Raw genomic sequence first — 16,368 nt, forward strand, 5'->3', positions numbered from 1 at the left:
CTTCCCCACGCTATAGCCGGCGAAGCCGAGGAGGCCGAAGGCGAGCCCGGTTCCGGACGCCATGGTGGCCTTGATCATCAGCGTGTTGAGAGCAAAGAAATTGCCGGCATTATTGACGCCGGTCTTCATCTGGCCGTAGTCGACGATATCGCCAAGAGCCGCGCCCGGCGCGATGTTGGCGGGCGTATTCAGGAAAGCCGAAACCGCACCGAGAAAAAACATCGGCACCATGGCGGACGATCCCGGCTCGAAAAGCAGAATGGCCGGCCGCAGCATGATTTCGATGACCACGCCGATGGCCCAGGCCCGATGTTTCCCGATGCGCGACATGATGCGATACCAGATCGGCATCGAGCCGATCTGTACGAGGAAGAACACGACCATCAGGAATGGGAAGATCGAACCCAGCTTCATGTAGTCGCTGAGGAAAATAAGCAGCGTCGACATGTACGCGCCCTGTGCGAGCCCCCATAAGGCGATCGCCGCCGCATATATCCAGAGGGGCTTGTTGTTGCGCAGGGCTCGGATGAGCGATCCGATGGTCGGGTTGCCTTCGCTCGCCTTGACGCCGTTGCGGACGGCTATGATGGCGATACCTATGCCGAGTGGCATCAGCGTTGCGTAGAGGATGGCGATCGCGGAGAGAGATGCACCGGTGATCTCTGTCGTGCCCGTCATCTGGAAGAGCAGAAGCGGCATGACCCAGAAGACGAGGCCGCCGGCGACGCTGAAGCCGGCCGAATAGGTCGATACCCTGGAGCGCTGATTGTAGTCACGGCTGATTTCGACCGACCAGGCGCTGCGCGGAATTTCGAACAACGTGAAGCCGAAATAGACGGCAAACGACCACAATCCATAATACGCGAAACTTGCGCTCGATGGCGGTTGAAAAAGAAAGAAGATGGCGACCGAGCAGAGGAGGCCGCCTGCCAGGACCCATGGCTTGCGTCGCCCGAGAGGCGAGCGCGTCCGGTCCGAAAGGTAGCCGGTCAACGGATCGAGTATGGCGTCGAATATGCGCGTGAAGGAGGTCAGAATCGCGATCTGGGCGAGCGTTACGCTGGTATGTGCCGCATAGAACGTCGGAATGACCATGTTGAGCGGCATAATAACGAAGGCGTGGGGCAGGGAAGGGAACGCGAAGGCAAGAAGCTCGCGGACGCGAGGCGTTCGCTCTTCAGGTTTTCCTTCGGTGCCGCCGACTTGAGGGGCCCGTCCAATCTCTGCATCCATCATCTGCCCCATTCGTCCTGCCGCGAAAACCTCCTCTAAAATATACATCGTTCATATTCGCGCGCAAGCCGATCGTCGATGCTCTACCCGCTCAGGTCCTGGAGCCTCCTTCATGGACCCCCCATCGCTCTCGACCGGGCGAATACGGGTGCCGGCAGGCGAAGGCGCTTTGCTTCGCGTGGATGCGGAAAGAGCGAGGATGGTCTAGCGGGTATGGCGGTCGGGCTTCGCCTTCGCATGATCGCGCGGCGCCAGACCGTCGACCAGCAGAGAAATATACTCATCTATAATCTTGTCGGTAACCGTCTGATCCTCACGGTGACGCCAATGACCGAGCGAGTTGAGGGCACCTGCAAGAGCGAAGGCGGTGATCTGCGGATTGGCCGAAGCGATGGACCCGTCGGCCATGCCATCGACCACCATCTGACGCAATTCGCGATCTATATCGGCCTTGATCCGGCGGATTTTTTTGCTGCTTGGTTCCGATAGTTCCTTGTCGCTGATCCGGACTGCGCATCGACCGAAGTCGGTCTCAATCAGTCTTGCGTAGCGCCTGAGGTAGGACATCAGTCTTTGCAGGCCGCTTTCCGCTGCAGTGTGAGGACCTTCCACGCTTCCGCCCAGCATCTCGAGCCCGTGTTCTATGCAGGCAAAGAGCAGGGCCTCCTTGTTCTTGAAATAGTAATAAAGCGTCGGCTTCGTCACATTGAGGACACGGGCAACTTCGTCGAGCGAAGCGCGATGATACCCGACCTCGGAGAAGATGCGCGCCGCGGCCGCCAATACGGCCTCCCGCTTCAATGCGCGCTGCTGTTTGCGCTCCGGTGCCTTCTGCCAGGGCGAGCTGACGGTTTTGCCGCGCATTTGCAATCTCCAGGATGGCCGAAGGTGAGCATAGATGCTCCTTCCGATTTGACAAAATACTACGAGGAAACTATGTTACTCGAAAGTAAAAAATGCCCTGAGGCATTGGGGAGGAATAATGTATCTCACACAGGCCGTTCATCGGGCGGCTTCGACGACGCCCGACGCCGTCGCGACGATTTGTGCCGGACGACGCAGATCATGGAGCGACCTGAGGGAACGTGTTGCGCGTTTCGCTGGCGCCTTGCGTGGGCTTGGTGTGAAAAAGGGGGATCGTGTCGCGGTTCTGGCACTGAACTCGGATCGCTACTTCGAGCTCTATTATTCGGTGGCGTGGATGGGCGGCGTCGTCCTACCGATGAATACGCGCTGGTCGGTCGCGGAACACGTCTATTCCATCGAGGACGCCGGAGCGACGATACTCGTTCTGGATGACGCTTTTCTCGAAACCGGCCTCGCCGTGAAGGAGGCTTGCGAGAGCATCGCGCATGTCGTTCATGCGGGAGATGGCGCCACACCCGATGGCCTCCTCGACTATGAGGATCTGATAGCGCAGACGGCGCCCGCGGAGGACGTCCGGTGCGGTGAAAACGATCTGGCGGGCATATTCTATACCGGCGGCACCACGGGATTTCCCAAAGGAGTGATGCTCTCGCACAAAAATCTTTGGACGGGAGCGCTTTGCGTAGGGGCCGGCATCGGCTTCGATCCGTCGGTCCGATATCTCCATGCCGCGCCGATGTTTCATCTCGCCGATATTGGACTTGGCCTCGCCGTGTCGATTTTTGGTGGATCGCATGTCTTCATGCCGGGCTTTGAGCCCACGTCGTTTCTGCGGCTGATTGAAGAGCACCGCGTGACCTATACGCTCCTCGTCCCGACCATGATCCGGATGCTTCTCGATTGCGGAGATCTCGGCAAGCGGGATATCTCCTCGTGGCAAGGACTTCTTTATGGTGCCTCGCCCATGGCGGAATCCTTGCTCAAGGAAGCCTTGTCCCGGCTTCCACATGTCGGATTCACACAAGGCTACGGGCAGACGGAGTTGGCACCGCTTGCGACCCTGCTCGGGCCGCAATGGCATGTGCTTGAAGGGCCGCAAGCTGGAAAGCTTCGCTCGGCCGGGCGTCCGGGGCTCTGCGTGGAAGTCGACATCGTCGATGCGGAAGGGCGATCCTTGGCGCGCGGTCAGGTCGGAGAAGTCAGTGTAAGCGGGCCGAACGTCATGCTCGGTTATTGGAACAAGCCGGAGCAAACCGCGTCGACACTCGTTGACGGATGGGTTCGGACGGGCGATGGCGGATACCTCGACGACGACGGTTTTCTCTACATCGTGGACAGGGTCAAGGACATGATCGTGTCGGGGGGCGAGAACGTCTATTCGGCTGAGGTCGAAAACGCGCTGATGCGACATCCGGACGTCAGCGAATGCGCCGTCATCGGCGTACCCGATGCGAAGTGGGGCGAACGTGTGCATGCGATCGTCGTGCCGAGGACCGGCAGAGACATGTCCGCCGACGATCTCATGGCTCACTGCAAGAGCCTGATCGCCGGTTACAAATGTCCGCGAAGCGTCGATATCCGCACCGATGCGCTGCCGAAATCGGGCGCCGGGAAAATACTCAAGGCCGACCTTCGCAAGCCCTTCTGGGCGTCGGAAATCCGCAACGTCAGCTAACGGGGATAGAAATGAGCAATCGTGTAATCGTAGCCGGAGTGGGCATGCTCCCCTTCGTCAAACCAGGGGCCGCTGCTCCCTATAATGAAATGGGCGCGGAGGCTGTGCGCCTCGCCCTGGGCGATGCAGGTCTTTCCTACGCCGCCGTTCAACAGGCCTATGTCGGTTGGGTCTATGGCGACTCGACGGCCGGTCAGGCGGCGCTCTACAAGGTAGGGCTCTCGGGCATTCCAGTCGTCAACGTCAATAACAACTGTTCGACGGGTTCATCGGCACTCTTTCTAGCGCGGCAGGCCGTCCAGAGCGGTGCTGTCGATTGCGCGCTGGCGTTGGGCTTCGAGCAAATGATGCCGGGTGCGCTCTCGGCCATGTTCGGCGACAGGCCCGGCCCGCTCGACGATTTTCTCGATGTCGCAAATGAGAGCTTCGCGGGCGCGGAGGCGGTGCCCATGGCGCTGCGTCTATTCGGCGGTGCGGGCTACGAGTATCAGCAGAAGTACGGTGCGAAAGACGAGACTTTCGCCAAGGTGCGTGAGAAGGCAAGCCGGCACGCACTGCACAACGAGCGGGCGATCTTCAGAAAGGCGCTCAGTGTCGAAGATGTGCTGCAATCTCCGAAGATGTTTCTCAACCTCACCCGCCATCAATGCTGTCCGCCGAGTTCCGGCGCGGCTGCCGCGATTATCTGCAGTGAGGATTTCGCGCGCAAACACGGTCTGGATGCGCGCATCAGAATTGCCGGCCAGGCCATGACGACCGACCGGCCGTCGACTTTCACCGAACGAAGCCTCATTAAAGCGGTGGGTGCTGACATGACGAAGGAGGCTGCCGAAAGCGTCTACCGACAGGCCGGCGTCGGTCCCGAAGATGTCGATGTTGTCGAACTGCACGATTGCTTTACCACAAACGAAATCATCACCTATGAAGGGCTGGGTCTCTGCACCGAAGGCGAGGCAGAGAAATTCGTTTGGGACGAGGACAACACCTATGGCGGCAAGGTGGTGACGAATCCCTCCGGCGGGCTTCTGTCGAAGGGACATCCGCTAGGGGCGACCGGACTCGGGCAATGCGCCGAGATCGTCTGGCAATTGCGCGGAACGGCCGGTATGCGACAGGTCGAAGGCGCTCGCATAGGCCTGCAGCACAATCTTGGACTGGGCGGCGCCTGTGTCGTCACTATGTATGAACGCGCGGAGTGAAGCAGATGATCGATCGTAAGTTCATCGGTTATGAGTTCGCCCCGGCTATCGCGGAGGTGGAGAAAGGCCGGCTCCGCTTCTTCGCAAAGGCGACGGGAAATGCCGACCCGATCTACTTTGACGAGGAGGCTGCGCGGGCGGCTGGCTACAAGTCTCTCCCGGTGCCGCCGACCTTCTTTTTCTGTCTGGAGATGGAGCGAGACAATCCGATGGATTTTCTCGAACTCCTTGGCGTCGATCTCGGCCGGGTTCTCCACGGTGAGCAAAGTTTCGTTTACCACGCGCCCGTCTGCGCCGGCGATCACGTGACGTTTCGATCACGCATATCGGACATCTACGACAAGAAGGGCGGTGCGCTGGAATTCATTGTCATGGAGACGGAAGGGCGCAATCAGGATGGTCTCCATGTCGTCGATATGCGCCGCTCGATCGTCGTCCGGAATGCATAGGAAGCAATATATGAAAGACATCAGAACCGCGATGGAAGGCGAGACGGTCGGCTCCATTGTCGCCGATCCGATTACCCGCCATGTGCTCGCACTTTATTGTGGTGCGTCCGGCGACCACAATCCAATTCATGTCGATATCGACTTCGCGAAGGCAGCCGGCATGCCGGACGTATTTGCACACGGCATGCTCTCGATGGCGTTTCTGGGTCGATTGGTGACGGTGCTCGCGCCACAATCAGCGCTCCGCAGTTTCGGCACGCGCTTTGCCTCGATCACCGCCCTCGGCTCCGAGATCACATGTACGGCAAAACTGCTGTCGCGTTTCGAGGAAGCGGGCGAAAGCCGGGCGCGGCTGGAGCTCATCGCGACGGACCAGAACAAAGATATCAAGCTCCTGGGCGAGGCCGTTGTCGCCCTTCCGAACTGAGGATGGAAACGTGAGAAAACTCGAAGGCAAGGTGGCCCTTATCTCCGGATCGGGCCGTGGCATCGGACGCGCGTTGGCGTTGAAACTCGCAAGCGAGGGAGCACACGTCGTCATCAACGATATGGATGCCGAGCCGGCGGAAGAGGTCGTCGAGACGATCCAGGCGAGCGGCGGCAAGGCGGTCGCCTGCGTCGGCAGCGTGACGGCGCCGGACTTCGGCGAGCGTTTCGTGCAAACAGCACTCGACAGCTATGGAGGGCTCGACATCATCGTCAACAATGCAGGCTACACTTGGGACAACGTCATCCAGAAAATGACGGATGAGCAGTTTCAGGCGATGCTGGATGTCCACCTCGCAGCGCCGTTTCGCATCCTTCGGGCGGCGGCCGAGCCGATCCGCGTTTTTGCGAAAAACGAAGCGCAACAGGGAAGGGAAGTCTTCCGCAAGGTCGTCAATATTTCCTCTGTTGCAGGTCTTGGCGGCAATACGGGGCAGGTGAGCTACTCCTCCGCCAAGGCAGGTCTCGTCGGCATGACGAAAACGCTGTCGAAGGAGTGGGGGCGTTACAAGGTCAACGTCAACTGCGTGGCCTTTGGCTTTATCAAGACCAGACTCACCCAGCCTTTGACCGAGGCGGGCGCCAATATAGACGTCGAGGGACGCAAGATTGCGGTCGGCGTGCAGCCAGCCTTTATCGATGCGATGGAAAAGCAGATGATTCCGATCGGTCGCGCCGGCACACCTGAGGAGGCCGCCGATGGCGTCTATCTCTTCTGCACGCCGGAGTCGAACTACATCAGCGGGCAGGTCGTGATCGTCGGCGGCGGTGTGTCGCTCTGAAACGTCAAGCATCGGGAAACGGGTCGACCCGTTTCCCGATGCAATGTCCCCGCGCTCTATTCCGCAGAATGCCGCTGATGCGCGGCGGAAACGAGTTCCTGAAACTGAATGACGCCGTTCTCGTGGATGGATGAGAGGCGGCCTCGATCGTAGATGCCGGCTTGCAGATTTGCCTGCACCGCGTGACAAATATCGAGATCTTCCTTGGCGACCATATAAGCCCAATCTATCAGATCGTCACGCTCCTGTTCCTTCGCCGGATCGAGGTCGTTGAAAAGGTAGCGGTAGGTCAATCGCATCTTCGTCGGGCCGAGCGGCTCGACCTGGCCGATATTCATGCCCCAATTGTACATGTTGAAGAAGAGGCCGGGCAGTCGCCAGACCCACAGGCCATCCGTCTGGCCGCCGTCTCGGGCCGGGGCATAGTGGCGCTGCACTCGCAAGCCGACGGCGTCGATGCGGTACGAGCGCATGTCGATCGCATCGTTAAGGCCCGGATGGATCGTCGGAATGTGCCAGGCCTCCGCGTAATTGTCGCAGTACGTCTTCCAGTTGATGTCGGCCTCGACTGAAAATTGACGCGCAAGCTTCATGCTCTCGATCGGGTGGCGTAAGGCGACCGCCGAGATGTCGTTCAGCCAGACCGATAGTGGCTCGACATCGGGGTTGAGCGCCACGAAGACGAAGCCGCGCCATGTCTCGCAGAGCACGGGTTTCAAGCCATACTCGTCTTTTTCGATTTGCATGTCGGGCGCCCCGCGCAGGCGCCCTTCGAAATCGTAAAGCCAGCGATGATAGGGGCAGCTCAGGCGGTCGGTATGACCGGCGCAATCACGCAGAAGGGGAGAGGCGCGATGTCTGCAAACATTGTGGAAGCCGCGCAGCAGGCCGTCCTTGCCGCGGATCGCGAAGACGGGGTAGCCGGCGATCTCTGCGGCGAGATAATCGCCGGCTTCTGTGAGTTGCGAGGCTAGGCCGATCAGACACCAGGTCTTTGCCCAGATTTCACGCCTTTCGATTTCCCAAGCATCCGGCGTCCAGTAGAGATGTGCCGGAAGTGTCTCCGGATCGAGCGAAAGAACTTCCCTCATTTTATCTCCTCCGAACCACGGCGCCGTTTATTTTGGGGGACGGTATCGGCGGGGAGGGAAGGACGGTATGTCCTCCATAGGACAGTTAGGCCGACTGCTGCTGCTGCGCGGCGGCGTCCTGGAGGGTTTCGAAGAACAGTGCCAGAAGTTCGGCTTGCGAGCGCACATCGAGCTTGATGTAGATTCGTTTGATGTGATTGCGCACAGTGCCTGGTGCAATCTTCAACATGCGTCCCACGGATTTTGGCGGCAGCCCCTTCAGCAAGAGGTGCGTAACTTCTTTCTCGCGTTCGCTCAGTTCTTCAGCGCCGAAGCGTTCGTAGGCCGCGGAGAACACACGATGCAGCTGATGGGAAGGCGCGGTGTTGCCCTGCTGTTCGTCGTGGAGCTTCCATATGCGGCGTGCGGCAATTTCGACGCTCTCCGTTACCGCAACGAGCCGCCTGAACTCCGTCGAATTGAATTGCGGTGCTCCGGCGAAGCGCATGAGCGAGAAATAGGCCGCGAAGTCTTCAGTCAGATAAAGCAGATAGCAAATCTCGTCGATCATCCCGTAGGGACGATAGAAGGAAATGTAATAGGCGCTCTCCCTGAAATCGGGGGGGAACATTTCCTTGGGTGACAGGCACACGCTCGTCCGGCGCTTCATGAATTGCTCGTAGCTCGGATCAAGGAGGTATTGACCCTCCTTGTAGTCGCGATTCCATTCGTGTTCGCCGTTGAGATCGATGACGATGGGCGGCGCCTCTCTCTGGTAGAAGCCCGCGTAAAGCGTCGTGTTCGGGACGAGCGCCGTGAGACCGTCGCCGAGCCTCAGGATGCTCGTCAGCGCATCGCTTTCGGTCAACGCTTCGCTGAGGTGTTTACTCCACGAAGCACTGAGCGAAAGCGGAAGTGTGCCCTTGATGTCTATATGATTCATGCGGCTCTTCCCTTCTCTCGAATAGTTCAGGCAGAAGCCGCGAATGTCCAGCCGATATCGCCTTAGCAGAACCATAGCCTACCAAGGCCACAGAGAGGTGAGGCGCGATACGGTAGAAAGGTGGAGCGCCGATATCGCGTGCGCGGGATGAATTGAGAAGGTGCCGTACGGGGTGCCGGGAGTACGACGTGGCCATAGCCAACATCACAGAGGAACCGATCCTGACGTCCGAGGTCGATCGGCGCCATATCCTTCACCCCTTTACGGATCTTTCTGTAATGGAGAAGGCCGAGCGCACCGTGATCGTCGGGGCCAGGGGCAATTATGTCTTCGGCGAGGACGGGCGAAAGTTTCTCGACGGTCTCGGGGGCATGTGGTGCGTGAATATTGGTCATGGCCGCAATGAGATGGCCGACGCAATCGCGGACCAGGTGCGCAGGCTCGACTATTACTCGCCCTTCGACGACCTGACGACGCCGGCGATGGCGACGCTCGCCGCCGCGCTCGCACGGCATGCGCCGGGCTCGCTTAATCGCGTTCTCTTTACCACGGGCGGTTCGACGGCGGCCGATTCCGCCGTCAGGATAGCGCACCATTATTTCGAGAGGATCGGGCAGCCCTCGCGCAGGCATATCATCACCCGTGATCGTTCCTATCACGGCAGCACATATCTCACCGCCTCGCTAAGCGACAGAAGCTATTGCGAAGGCTGGAGCCGGGAGAGTGGATTCATCCATCACATCAGCGCACCTGGTCTCTACAGACGACCCGATAACATGTCCGAGAGCGAGTTCACGGACTATCTGATCGAGGAATTCGAGAGCAAGCTCGCTGAACTCGGCGTTGAGAACGTCGCGGCTTTCATTGCCGAGCCGATCCAGGGTTCGGGCGGCGTCATCGTACCGCCGAGCGGTTACCTGCGGCGGATGCGAGAGGTTTGCCGCGCAGCAGGCATTCTCTACATATCGGATGAAGTTGTTACGGCCTTCGGGCGGCTGGGGCATATCTTCGCATCGCAAGCCGAATTCGGTATCGTGCCCGATATGATTACAACGGCAAAGGGGCTGACTTCGGGCTACATTCCGCTCGGAGGCGTGATCGTCTCCGATGAGATCTATGAGAGAATGTGCAGCCCAGGATCCTATTTCAATACGGGCTTTACCTATTCAGGCCACGCCGTCGCCTGCGCGGCCGCGCTGAAGAACCTCGAAATCATCGAGCGGGAGAGGCTCTGCGAGCATGTGCGCGCGATCGGACCGCTCTTCGAGAAGAAGCTCGGCGAGCTTCGCGATCTGCCGCTGGTCGGAGATGTCAGGGGGCACCGCCTGATGATGTGCGTGGAGTATGTGGCTGACAAGACGCGCAAGGAACTCTTTGCCGACGAGACGCGGATCGGAAAGCGCATTTGGCGGCATTGCCAGAAGAGGGGGCTTCTGGTGCGGCCGCTGGCGCATCTCAATGTCCTTTCGCCGCCGCTGACGCTTGATGCGCAAGAGATCGAGTTCGTGGGCGATGTGCTTCGTGCGGCGATTCTGGATACTGCCGACGAACTCGTCCGTGAGGGCATCAAGGTTGCGTGACGATGTCCAATCTAGGCCATATCGCTCCGGCGAAGAGGACCTAGTCTTGCGAAGGTCGGCACTCTTGCCAGGCCGATGAAAGACCGCTCGGGGGAGTGGTCGCAGGAAATGAGGGGGTCCCATGCAAGGACGATACGGAGATCGGAAAAGGGTAACTCGCTGGACGTTGCTTGCGGGGGCCGGTCTTGCCCTCGTCATGGCCCGGCCCGAAACGGCGATGGCCATGAAGTTCAAATCCGGCGACTTCGATATCTCGATCGACACCACATTGTCGGCCAGCGCGATCGTCCGCACCTCTGGACGGAATTGCGCCTTCATCAGCTCCACCAATCCGCAGGGCTGCGCTTCGGACGGACTCACGGACAATTATGATGACGGCGATCTCAATTTCGATCGTTGGGACGTCGTAAGCGCGCCAATCGGCGGTCTCACCGAATTCGAGGTGAAGAATGGCGATTACGGCGCCTTCGTCCGCACCAGCTACTTCTTCGATGCCATTCTCTCCGACAAAGATTCGACGCGGCGGACCGATCTGAGCGATACGACGGTCGATCGTGTGGGGCGTCGCATCAGATTGCTCGACGCCTATGTCTATGGCGACGTTCCAGTGGGCGACATGCCAGTCAGTCTGCGACTCGGCAATCAGGTTCTGAACTGGGGTGAGAGCCTCTTCTATAGCGGCGGTATTGCCGAGACGAATTCGTACGACATGTCCAAGCTGCGTGGTGCGGGTGCCGAAATCAAGCAGGCCTTCGTGCCAGCACCGATGGGGCTCGTGAGTTTCTCGCCTTTCGACGGACTCGACATTTCGGCCTATTATCAGGTGCGCTGGAATCCGACGGAACTAGATCCGGTCGGCACTTTCTTCTCGCAGGAAGATATCATAGGGCCCGGCCATCAGGGCGTCTTCTACGGACCTGCGCTTGGAGGATTTGGCGATCCAGCTGCATCCGGTGTGCCCGCTGACGTCCAGTTCGCGCTGGGGACGGGGCTGCGCGATGTCGGCGGTGGAGAACCGAGGCATTCGGGCCAATGGGGCGTCTCCGGACGCTACTTCAGCGACGCCCTGCAGACGGAGTTCGGTCTCTACTACATGCGCTATCATCAAAAGGTACCAGCCGTCGGCGTCAATGCGCAGTGTTTCGGCTCCTTTGCCGCATGTTATCCCATGTCCTACTTCCTCAATTACGTCGAGGACCAGAATCTCTATGGCGCCACGGTAAGCTACGTCTGGGGCGGCGTTTCGCTGGGCGCCGAGGTGGCCTATCAGCCGGGCTACCCGGTGCCGCTCTCCGATCCCTTTACCCCGGCGGCGATTGCGGCGGCCATGGCCGATCCGGTCACATTCAACGGCAGCGCGACCGAACAGGGCTTCGCCCGGGCAAACCGGACGCAGACGATCCTGAACGCGATCTATATTGCGCCGCCGACAGATGCGGTTTTTGGACCGATCATCCAGGGACTTGGCATGAACGATCTGACGATCATGGCTGAAGCCGCCTGGACGCATTTTGATCGGAAGCCGGAATACACGCTCGGCAACGTCAACGCGGTCGGCTACGTCGTCAATGCCACCGGCAGCTACCAGGGTATATGGGGCACGCCTTGGGTTCTCTATCCCACGGTCAGCTTCAAGCAGGACGTGCGGGGGACGGCGCTCGACTATGCCCTCACAGACACCAATATCGACGGACGAAAATCGATCACGCTTGGTCTGACAGCCGACTATCAGTCCGTCTGGAGCCTCGGCATGGCCTACACCAATAATTTCGGTGGCGGGATGACGAACTTCCTGAGCGACCGCGACTTTGCTTCCGTCAGCATCTCCTACGCGTTCTGAACGCGCCGCGATCACCGAAATCTGAAAGGGTGAAGAATATGTCGAAATTGATTTTCGCGGCCGCGGCTCTTGTCGTCGGATCGGCAATCGGAAGTGCTTCGGCAGACGATGCGTCCGACCTTGGTGGAAAACTGACACCTGTCGGTGCCGAACGGGCGGGAAATGCGGCGGGCACGATCCCTGCTTGGGACGGCGGACTTTCCACGCCGCCGGCGGGCTACAAGCAAGGCGGTGACTATGTCGATCCTTACGCGTCGGATCCAAAGCTCTTTTCGATCGATAAGAGCAATGTCGAGCGCTACAAGGACAATCTGTCCGCTGGCCAACTCGCTCTCTTCGCGCGTTATCCTGATTATCGGATGGATATCTATCCGACTCACAGAAGCTGCGCGCTGCCACAGAGCAACTATGACAAAACCAGGCAGAATGTCGGTGTAGCGAAACTCGACGCGGCCACTTCCGATCTGGTGGATGCCATTCCGGGCGGCCTTCCGTTCCCGCTGCCCAAGAATGGTGCGGAGCCGATGTGGAACCATCGGCTGGCCTTCGAGGGCGTCGGTCGCAACGTCGCGGGTACGTCCGCCGTGGTCGACTCAGGCGGAAATTTCGTACCCCAGAAATGGGAGGAGGTGCGCCTGTCGAGCTATTACAACCCCGCGAACCCGACCTTCGCCGCATTGCAAAATGTGCAGCTCAAATATTTCACGATCTATACCGAGCCGGCCCGGCTCGCCGGCGAGGAATACCTGGTGCATGAGACGCTCAACGGGGAGCGCAGCGCTTGGATCTACAGTCCAGGACTTCGCCGTGTCCGCCGCGCGCCGACACTCGCTTACGACAATCCGTCCTCGGGCTACGAAGGACTTGCGACCAACGACCAGCTTTACATGTTTAACGGTCGCCTCGATCGCTACAACTGGAAACTGATTGGCAAAAAAGAACTCTATATTGCCTACAACAACTACGCCTTTGCCAACTCCAAACATCGCGTCAAGGAACTCGTCGCGGAAAACTTTCCCAATCGCGATCTGATGCGTTACGAACTTCATCGCGTCTGGGTGGTCGATGCGACGGTGAAGGAGGGCACGCGTCACATGCTTCCGCATCGGGTCTTCTATATCGATGAAGACAGCTGGCGCGTGGTCGCGACTGATATTTATGACAGCCACGGTGATATCTGGCGTTATCAGGAAGAGACAACGGTTCCGGTCTACGACGTTCCGACCTGCTTCAGCTTCGGCGAGACCTTCTATGATCTCCAGGCCGGTCGCTACATTCTCGACCTTCTTTATAACGACGATCACCGGCCCGACTTCCATGCCGAGACTACAGGGGCAGCAACGGACGACATGTTCACAATCGGCTATCTGCGCAAGCGGGGCACACGCTAACAGCTTTCTCTCCCGCCACATGCCACCGGCATGTGCCGTCTTCGAGGCGGGACCCGACGGTCCCGCCTCTTTTTTTGTATATTGAAGTAAGCATGAGCGAGGCTCGCGGGTGGCAGGTATGATGAAAAAGCGTGAGGTACGACAATGGTGGAGCATCCGCTGGCAGCATGTGGACCATCGAAGTTCGGTCACGCTCTTTCTGGTAGCGCTCGCCGGCGCCTACGGGATGCTCTTCGCGTCGATGCTTCCGGCCTTGGTCGAGGTCTGGCTCGTCGATCTTCACCTCTCCGAACGCATGGCGGGGCTCGTGGCGACGGCGAACGTTCTTGCCGCCACGTTTGGTCTCGGGCTTTCCATTCGCCTCGTAAGCACCTGGCCGCTGACACGCATCGCGCAGCTCGGTATAGCGGCTGCTTTTATCGGCGATCTTGGCTCGATTGCGGCTGCCAACGTGGCGGAGCTCTTCCTGTTGCGTAGTGTCGCCGGTCTCGGATTCGGGCTGCTCGCCGGTGCCATGACCAATTGGTTCGGCCGTCACGAACAAGCAGAGAGGGGTTTTGGCATGTCGGTCATGCTGCAGTTCGTGCTGGCGGCGTTGCTCTTCGCGGCCATCCCGGCATTGCAGCCCTGGTTCGGCGGCGCCAGCGTCTATGTTGCAATGCTGTCGCTGGGCGCCGTCGCCGTCATCCTCCATCCCCTGTTTAATCTGAATGGCGGATCGGCGCCGTTACCGCCCGGCGCAGCGACGATCGACGTCGGAGATGGAAAGTCGAGAGCGGTCAGGATTCTCGCTGTTCTTGCCTTTGCGTTGTTTGAACTCGCTGTGGTCGGGTTGTGGAGTTACATGCTGCGCTATGCGGAGCTGACCGGCATGTCTCCGGCGTCCGCGTCGCGCGTTCTCGCTCTCTCTTCGCTTTGCGGCATCCCCGGAACCGTCCTCGTTCTCCTGCTCGGAAGCCGATATGGCAAGCTCTGGCCGTTGCTTGCGTCGCTGGCTGTCTATGCAGTGCCCACACTGGTCTTCATTCTGGTCAGTGGATCGAGCGCGGTGCTGATCTCGGGCCTGGTTCTCCAGAACATCGCCTGGGCTTTTGCGGCACCCTATTTTCAGGCGGTGCAGGCCGGCCTGGACAAGACGGGCCGGCTGGCGGTTTGGGGAATGCTCGTCGCTTCGGCGGGGGCGGGTCTCGGGCCGGCCTTGCTCGGCGCGGCCATCGACGAACGTTCCTTCGTCGTCGCTTTCGGCGTCGTTATCCTGATGCTGGGCGTTTCGGCGATGCTGGTCGCCCGGCCGGCGATCGTCGCCGACCGGGTCGGAACCTGACCTTCAGATACGTCCACGAAAATCGGGGAAGGCGTCACCTGTGTAGAGTGGCGGCGCCGCGCGCTCATAAGCGGCCGCCAGCGCGAAAGCGGTAATGTCGTCGTAACGGTCGGCGATGATCTGTATGGATGTCGGGACGTTGCTCGCAGCCCGTCCCGTTTGCGCCACGATGATCGGATGCGTGTAGAGGACGTTGAATGGGTGGGTGAGCCACCAGCCCGTGAGGCCGTCGACGTCGACGCCGTTGATCGACAGTTTATCGACGAAAGGCTCATTTATGGCCGCGACGGAGGGCAGGCCGGTCGTCGGGCATACGATGGCATCGAAGCCGGCACCGTAAACGGCGGCTATGTGCTGATTGAGTTCGGCAACCAGTTCGGCGGCGCGTTCGACGATGCCGGCCGGGAGACCGTGGGACCTTTCATGCATATGCCAGAAATGATCTGAAACATCCGTCGGCGCGCTTACCATTTCGGCGACATTGTCCATGAAGTTGCGCCAGTAGCCGGTAAGTAATGTGCCGAGGAATGCCTCGGTGACCTTTTCGGGCGTCCAGCCGAGTTCGACTTCCTCGACCTCGACACCCAGCGCCTCGAAATGTCGAAGCGCCGCTTCAGTGTTGCGTCGTACCTCCGGGTCGATCTGCGCATAGCCGAGATCCGGGCTGTAAGCGATGCGCATGCCGGCGACTGTGGGCATACGTGCCGGCATGCGCAACTTCGGTTGCGCGGTGTGATCGTAACCCGCCGGACCGTTGCCCAAATCGTACATGAAAGCGAGATCGGACATGGTGCGCGCCATCGGGCCATAGACGGAGTGCGGCGACAGGGTCCAGGGAACGACCGTGGGGAAGCGCCCCTGAGGCGGCTTGACGCCGTAGACGCCGTTCACGCTGGCCGGCAGACGGATGGAACCGCCGGCATCGCTGCCGGTCGCGAGCGTCGTCATGCCGGCGGCAAGAGCGGCGCCCGAGCCGCCGGAAGAACCGGCCGGCGTGTACTCGAGATTCCATGGGTTGCGCGTGACGCCCCAGAGCGCCGATTTGGTCACCCCGCTCATGCAGAACTCCGGCACCGTCGTCTTCATGTGGACGATGGCGCCCGCATCGACATATCTCTGGACCATCGGATGAGAGGCAGGGGCAATATAATCCTTGAATAACCCGGAACCCGAGGCCGTCGGCTTGCCGGCGATGTCGGTGTCGTCCTTGACGGCCAGAGTCACACCTTCGAGGGCGCGCGCCGCGCCGCGCCTGTATCGGTCTTCCGCGTGTTTTGCCTGTTCACGGGCCTCTTCGAAAAGCTGGAGAGCGACGGCATTGACGCGGGGGTTGACCGCCTCGATGCGGGCGAGCTGGGCCTCGAGCATTTCGACTGGAGAAAGTTGCCCCGCCCGAAAGAGGCGCAGCTGTGCACAGGCGGGCAGATACAGGCGTTCCAGGTCGGTGGTCATGTGTGCTCCCCAAGGGCGTCGGTTCGGTCTTCACGTCGACAAGGAGTAGGCCGTGCCCGGGCGGCCTCTACCATAGC

At 59.9% G+C, this 16,368-nt stretch carries 14 protein-coding genes; 9 read left to right on the forward strand and 5 right to left on the reverse strand.

All coding sequences use genetic code 11. The annotated features are described in order from the left end of the window. Positions 1-1,236, reverse strand: a 1,236-nt coding sequence (locus VMR03_RS09040) for an MFS transporter (protein ID WP_325404383.1), incomplete at its 3' end; no start/stop codon positions are given. Between the two features lie 201 nt (positions 1,237-1,437). Further along, complete coding sequence (locus VMR03_RS09045) at positions 1,438-2,097, reverse strand: TetR/AcrR family transcriptional regulator (protein WP_325404384.1); 660 nt, start codon at positions 2,095-2,097, stop codon at positions 1,438-1,440. Positions 2,098-2,215: 118 nt separating this feature from the next. Here VMR03_RS09045 and VMR03_RS09050 point away from each other — a divergent pair, with 118 nt between their 5' ends. Genes VMR03_RS09050 through VMR03_RS09070 form a run of 5 tightly spaced genes read left to right on the forward strand, consistent with a single transcriptional unit; the run spans position 2,216 to position 6,691 of the window. Further along, positions 2,216-3,775, forward strand: a complete 1,560-nt coding sequence (locus tag VMR03_RS09050) for a long-chain fatty acid--CoA ligase (RefSeq protein ID WP_325404386.1) — start codon at positions 2,216-2,218, stop codon at positions 3,773-3,775. A gap of 11 nt (positions 3,776-3,786) precedes the next feature. Then, complete coding sequence (locus VMR03_RS09055; RefSeq protein WP_325404388.1) at positions 3,787-4,974, forward strand: lipid-transfer protein; 1,188 nt, start codon at positions 3,787-3,789, stop codon at positions 4,972-4,974. A 5-nt stretch (positions 4,975-4,979) separates the two neighbouring features. Then, positions 4,980-5,423: a MaoC family dehydratase N-terminal domain-containing protein gene (locus VMR03_RS09060; protein WP_325404390.1), complete on the forward strand. Its 444-nt coding sequence runs from the start codon at positions 4,980-4,982 to the stop codon at positions 5,421-5,423. A 10-nt stretch (positions 5,424-5,433) separates the two neighbouring features. Next, a complete protein-coding gene (locus VMR03_RS09065) occupies positions 5,434-5,850 on the forward strand; it encodes a MaoC family dehydratase (protein WP_325404392.1) in 417 nt (138 codons plus the stop codon). Between the two features lie 10 nt (positions 5,851-5,860). Next, positions 5,861-6,691, forward strand: coding sequence for an SDR family NAD(P)-dependent oxidoreductase (locus tag VMR03_RS09070; protein ID WP_325404394.1), 831 nt, complete (start codon positions 5,861-5,863; stop codon positions 6,689-6,691). Positions 6,692-6,747: 56 nt separating this feature from the next. Here VMR03_RS09070 and VMR03_RS09075 read toward each other — a convergent pair whose 3' ends face one another. Then, positions 6,748-7,782: an aromatic ring-hydroxylating dioxygenase subunit alpha gene (locus tag VMR03_RS09075; protein ID WP_325404396.1), complete on the reverse strand. Its 1,035-nt coding sequence runs from the start codon at positions 7,780-7,782 to the stop codon at positions 6,748-6,750. Between the two features lie 85 nt (positions 7,783-7,867). Further along, the gene (locus VMR03_RS09080; protein ID WP_325404398.1) at positions 7,868-8,704 is read right to left on the reverse strand and encodes a helix-turn-helix transcriptional regulator; all 837 of its coding nucleotides are present in this window, start codon (positions 8,702-8,704) and stop codon (positions 7,868-7,870) included. Positions 8,705-8,892: 188 nt separating this feature from the next. Here VMR03_RS09080 and VMR03_RS09085 point away from each other — a divergent pair, with 188 nt between their 5' ends. The 4 genes from VMR03_RS09085 (at position 8,893) to VMR03_RS09100 (ending at position 14,839) form a co-directional block, all read left to right on the forward strand. After that, complete coding sequence (locus VMR03_RS09085) at positions 8,893-10,284, forward strand: aminotransferase (protein WP_325404400.1); 1,392 nt, start codon at positions 8,893-8,895, stop codon at positions 10,282-10,284. A 121-nt stretch (positions 10,285-10,405) separates the two neighbouring features. Beyond that, positions 10,406-12,124, forward strand: coding sequence for a DUF1302 domain-containing protein (locus tag VMR03_RS09090; protein WP_325404402.1), 1,719 nt, complete (start codon positions 10,406-10,408; stop codon positions 12,122-12,124). A gap of 38 nt (positions 12,125-12,162) precedes the next feature. Beyond that, complete coding sequence (locus VMR03_RS09095; protein WP_325404404.1) at positions 12,163-13,515, forward strand: DUF1329 domain-containing protein; 1,353 nt, start codon at positions 12,163-12,165, stop codon at positions 13,513-13,515. A gap of 118 nt (positions 13,516-13,633) precedes the next feature. Continuing rightward, complete coding sequence (locus tag VMR03_RS09100) at positions 13,634-14,839, forward strand: MFS transporter (RefSeq protein ID WP_325404406.1); 1,206 nt, start codon at positions 13,634-13,636, stop codon at positions 14,837-14,839. 3 nt (positions 14,840-14,842) lie between these two features. Here VMR03_RS09100 and VMR03_RS09105 read toward each other — a convergent pair whose 3' ends face one another. Further along, positions 14,843-16,291, reverse strand: coding sequence for an amidase (locus VMR03_RS09105; RefSeq protein WP_325404408.1), 1,449 nt, complete (start codon positions 16,289-16,291; stop codon positions 14,843-14,845). Between the last annotated feature and the right edge of the window lie 77 nt (positions 16,292-16,368).

This window comes from Parvibaculum sp., from assembly GCF_035511255.1.
Classification (GTDB): domain Bacteria; phylum Pseudomonadota; class Alphaproteobacteria; order Parvibaculales; family Parvibaculaceae; genus Parvibaculum.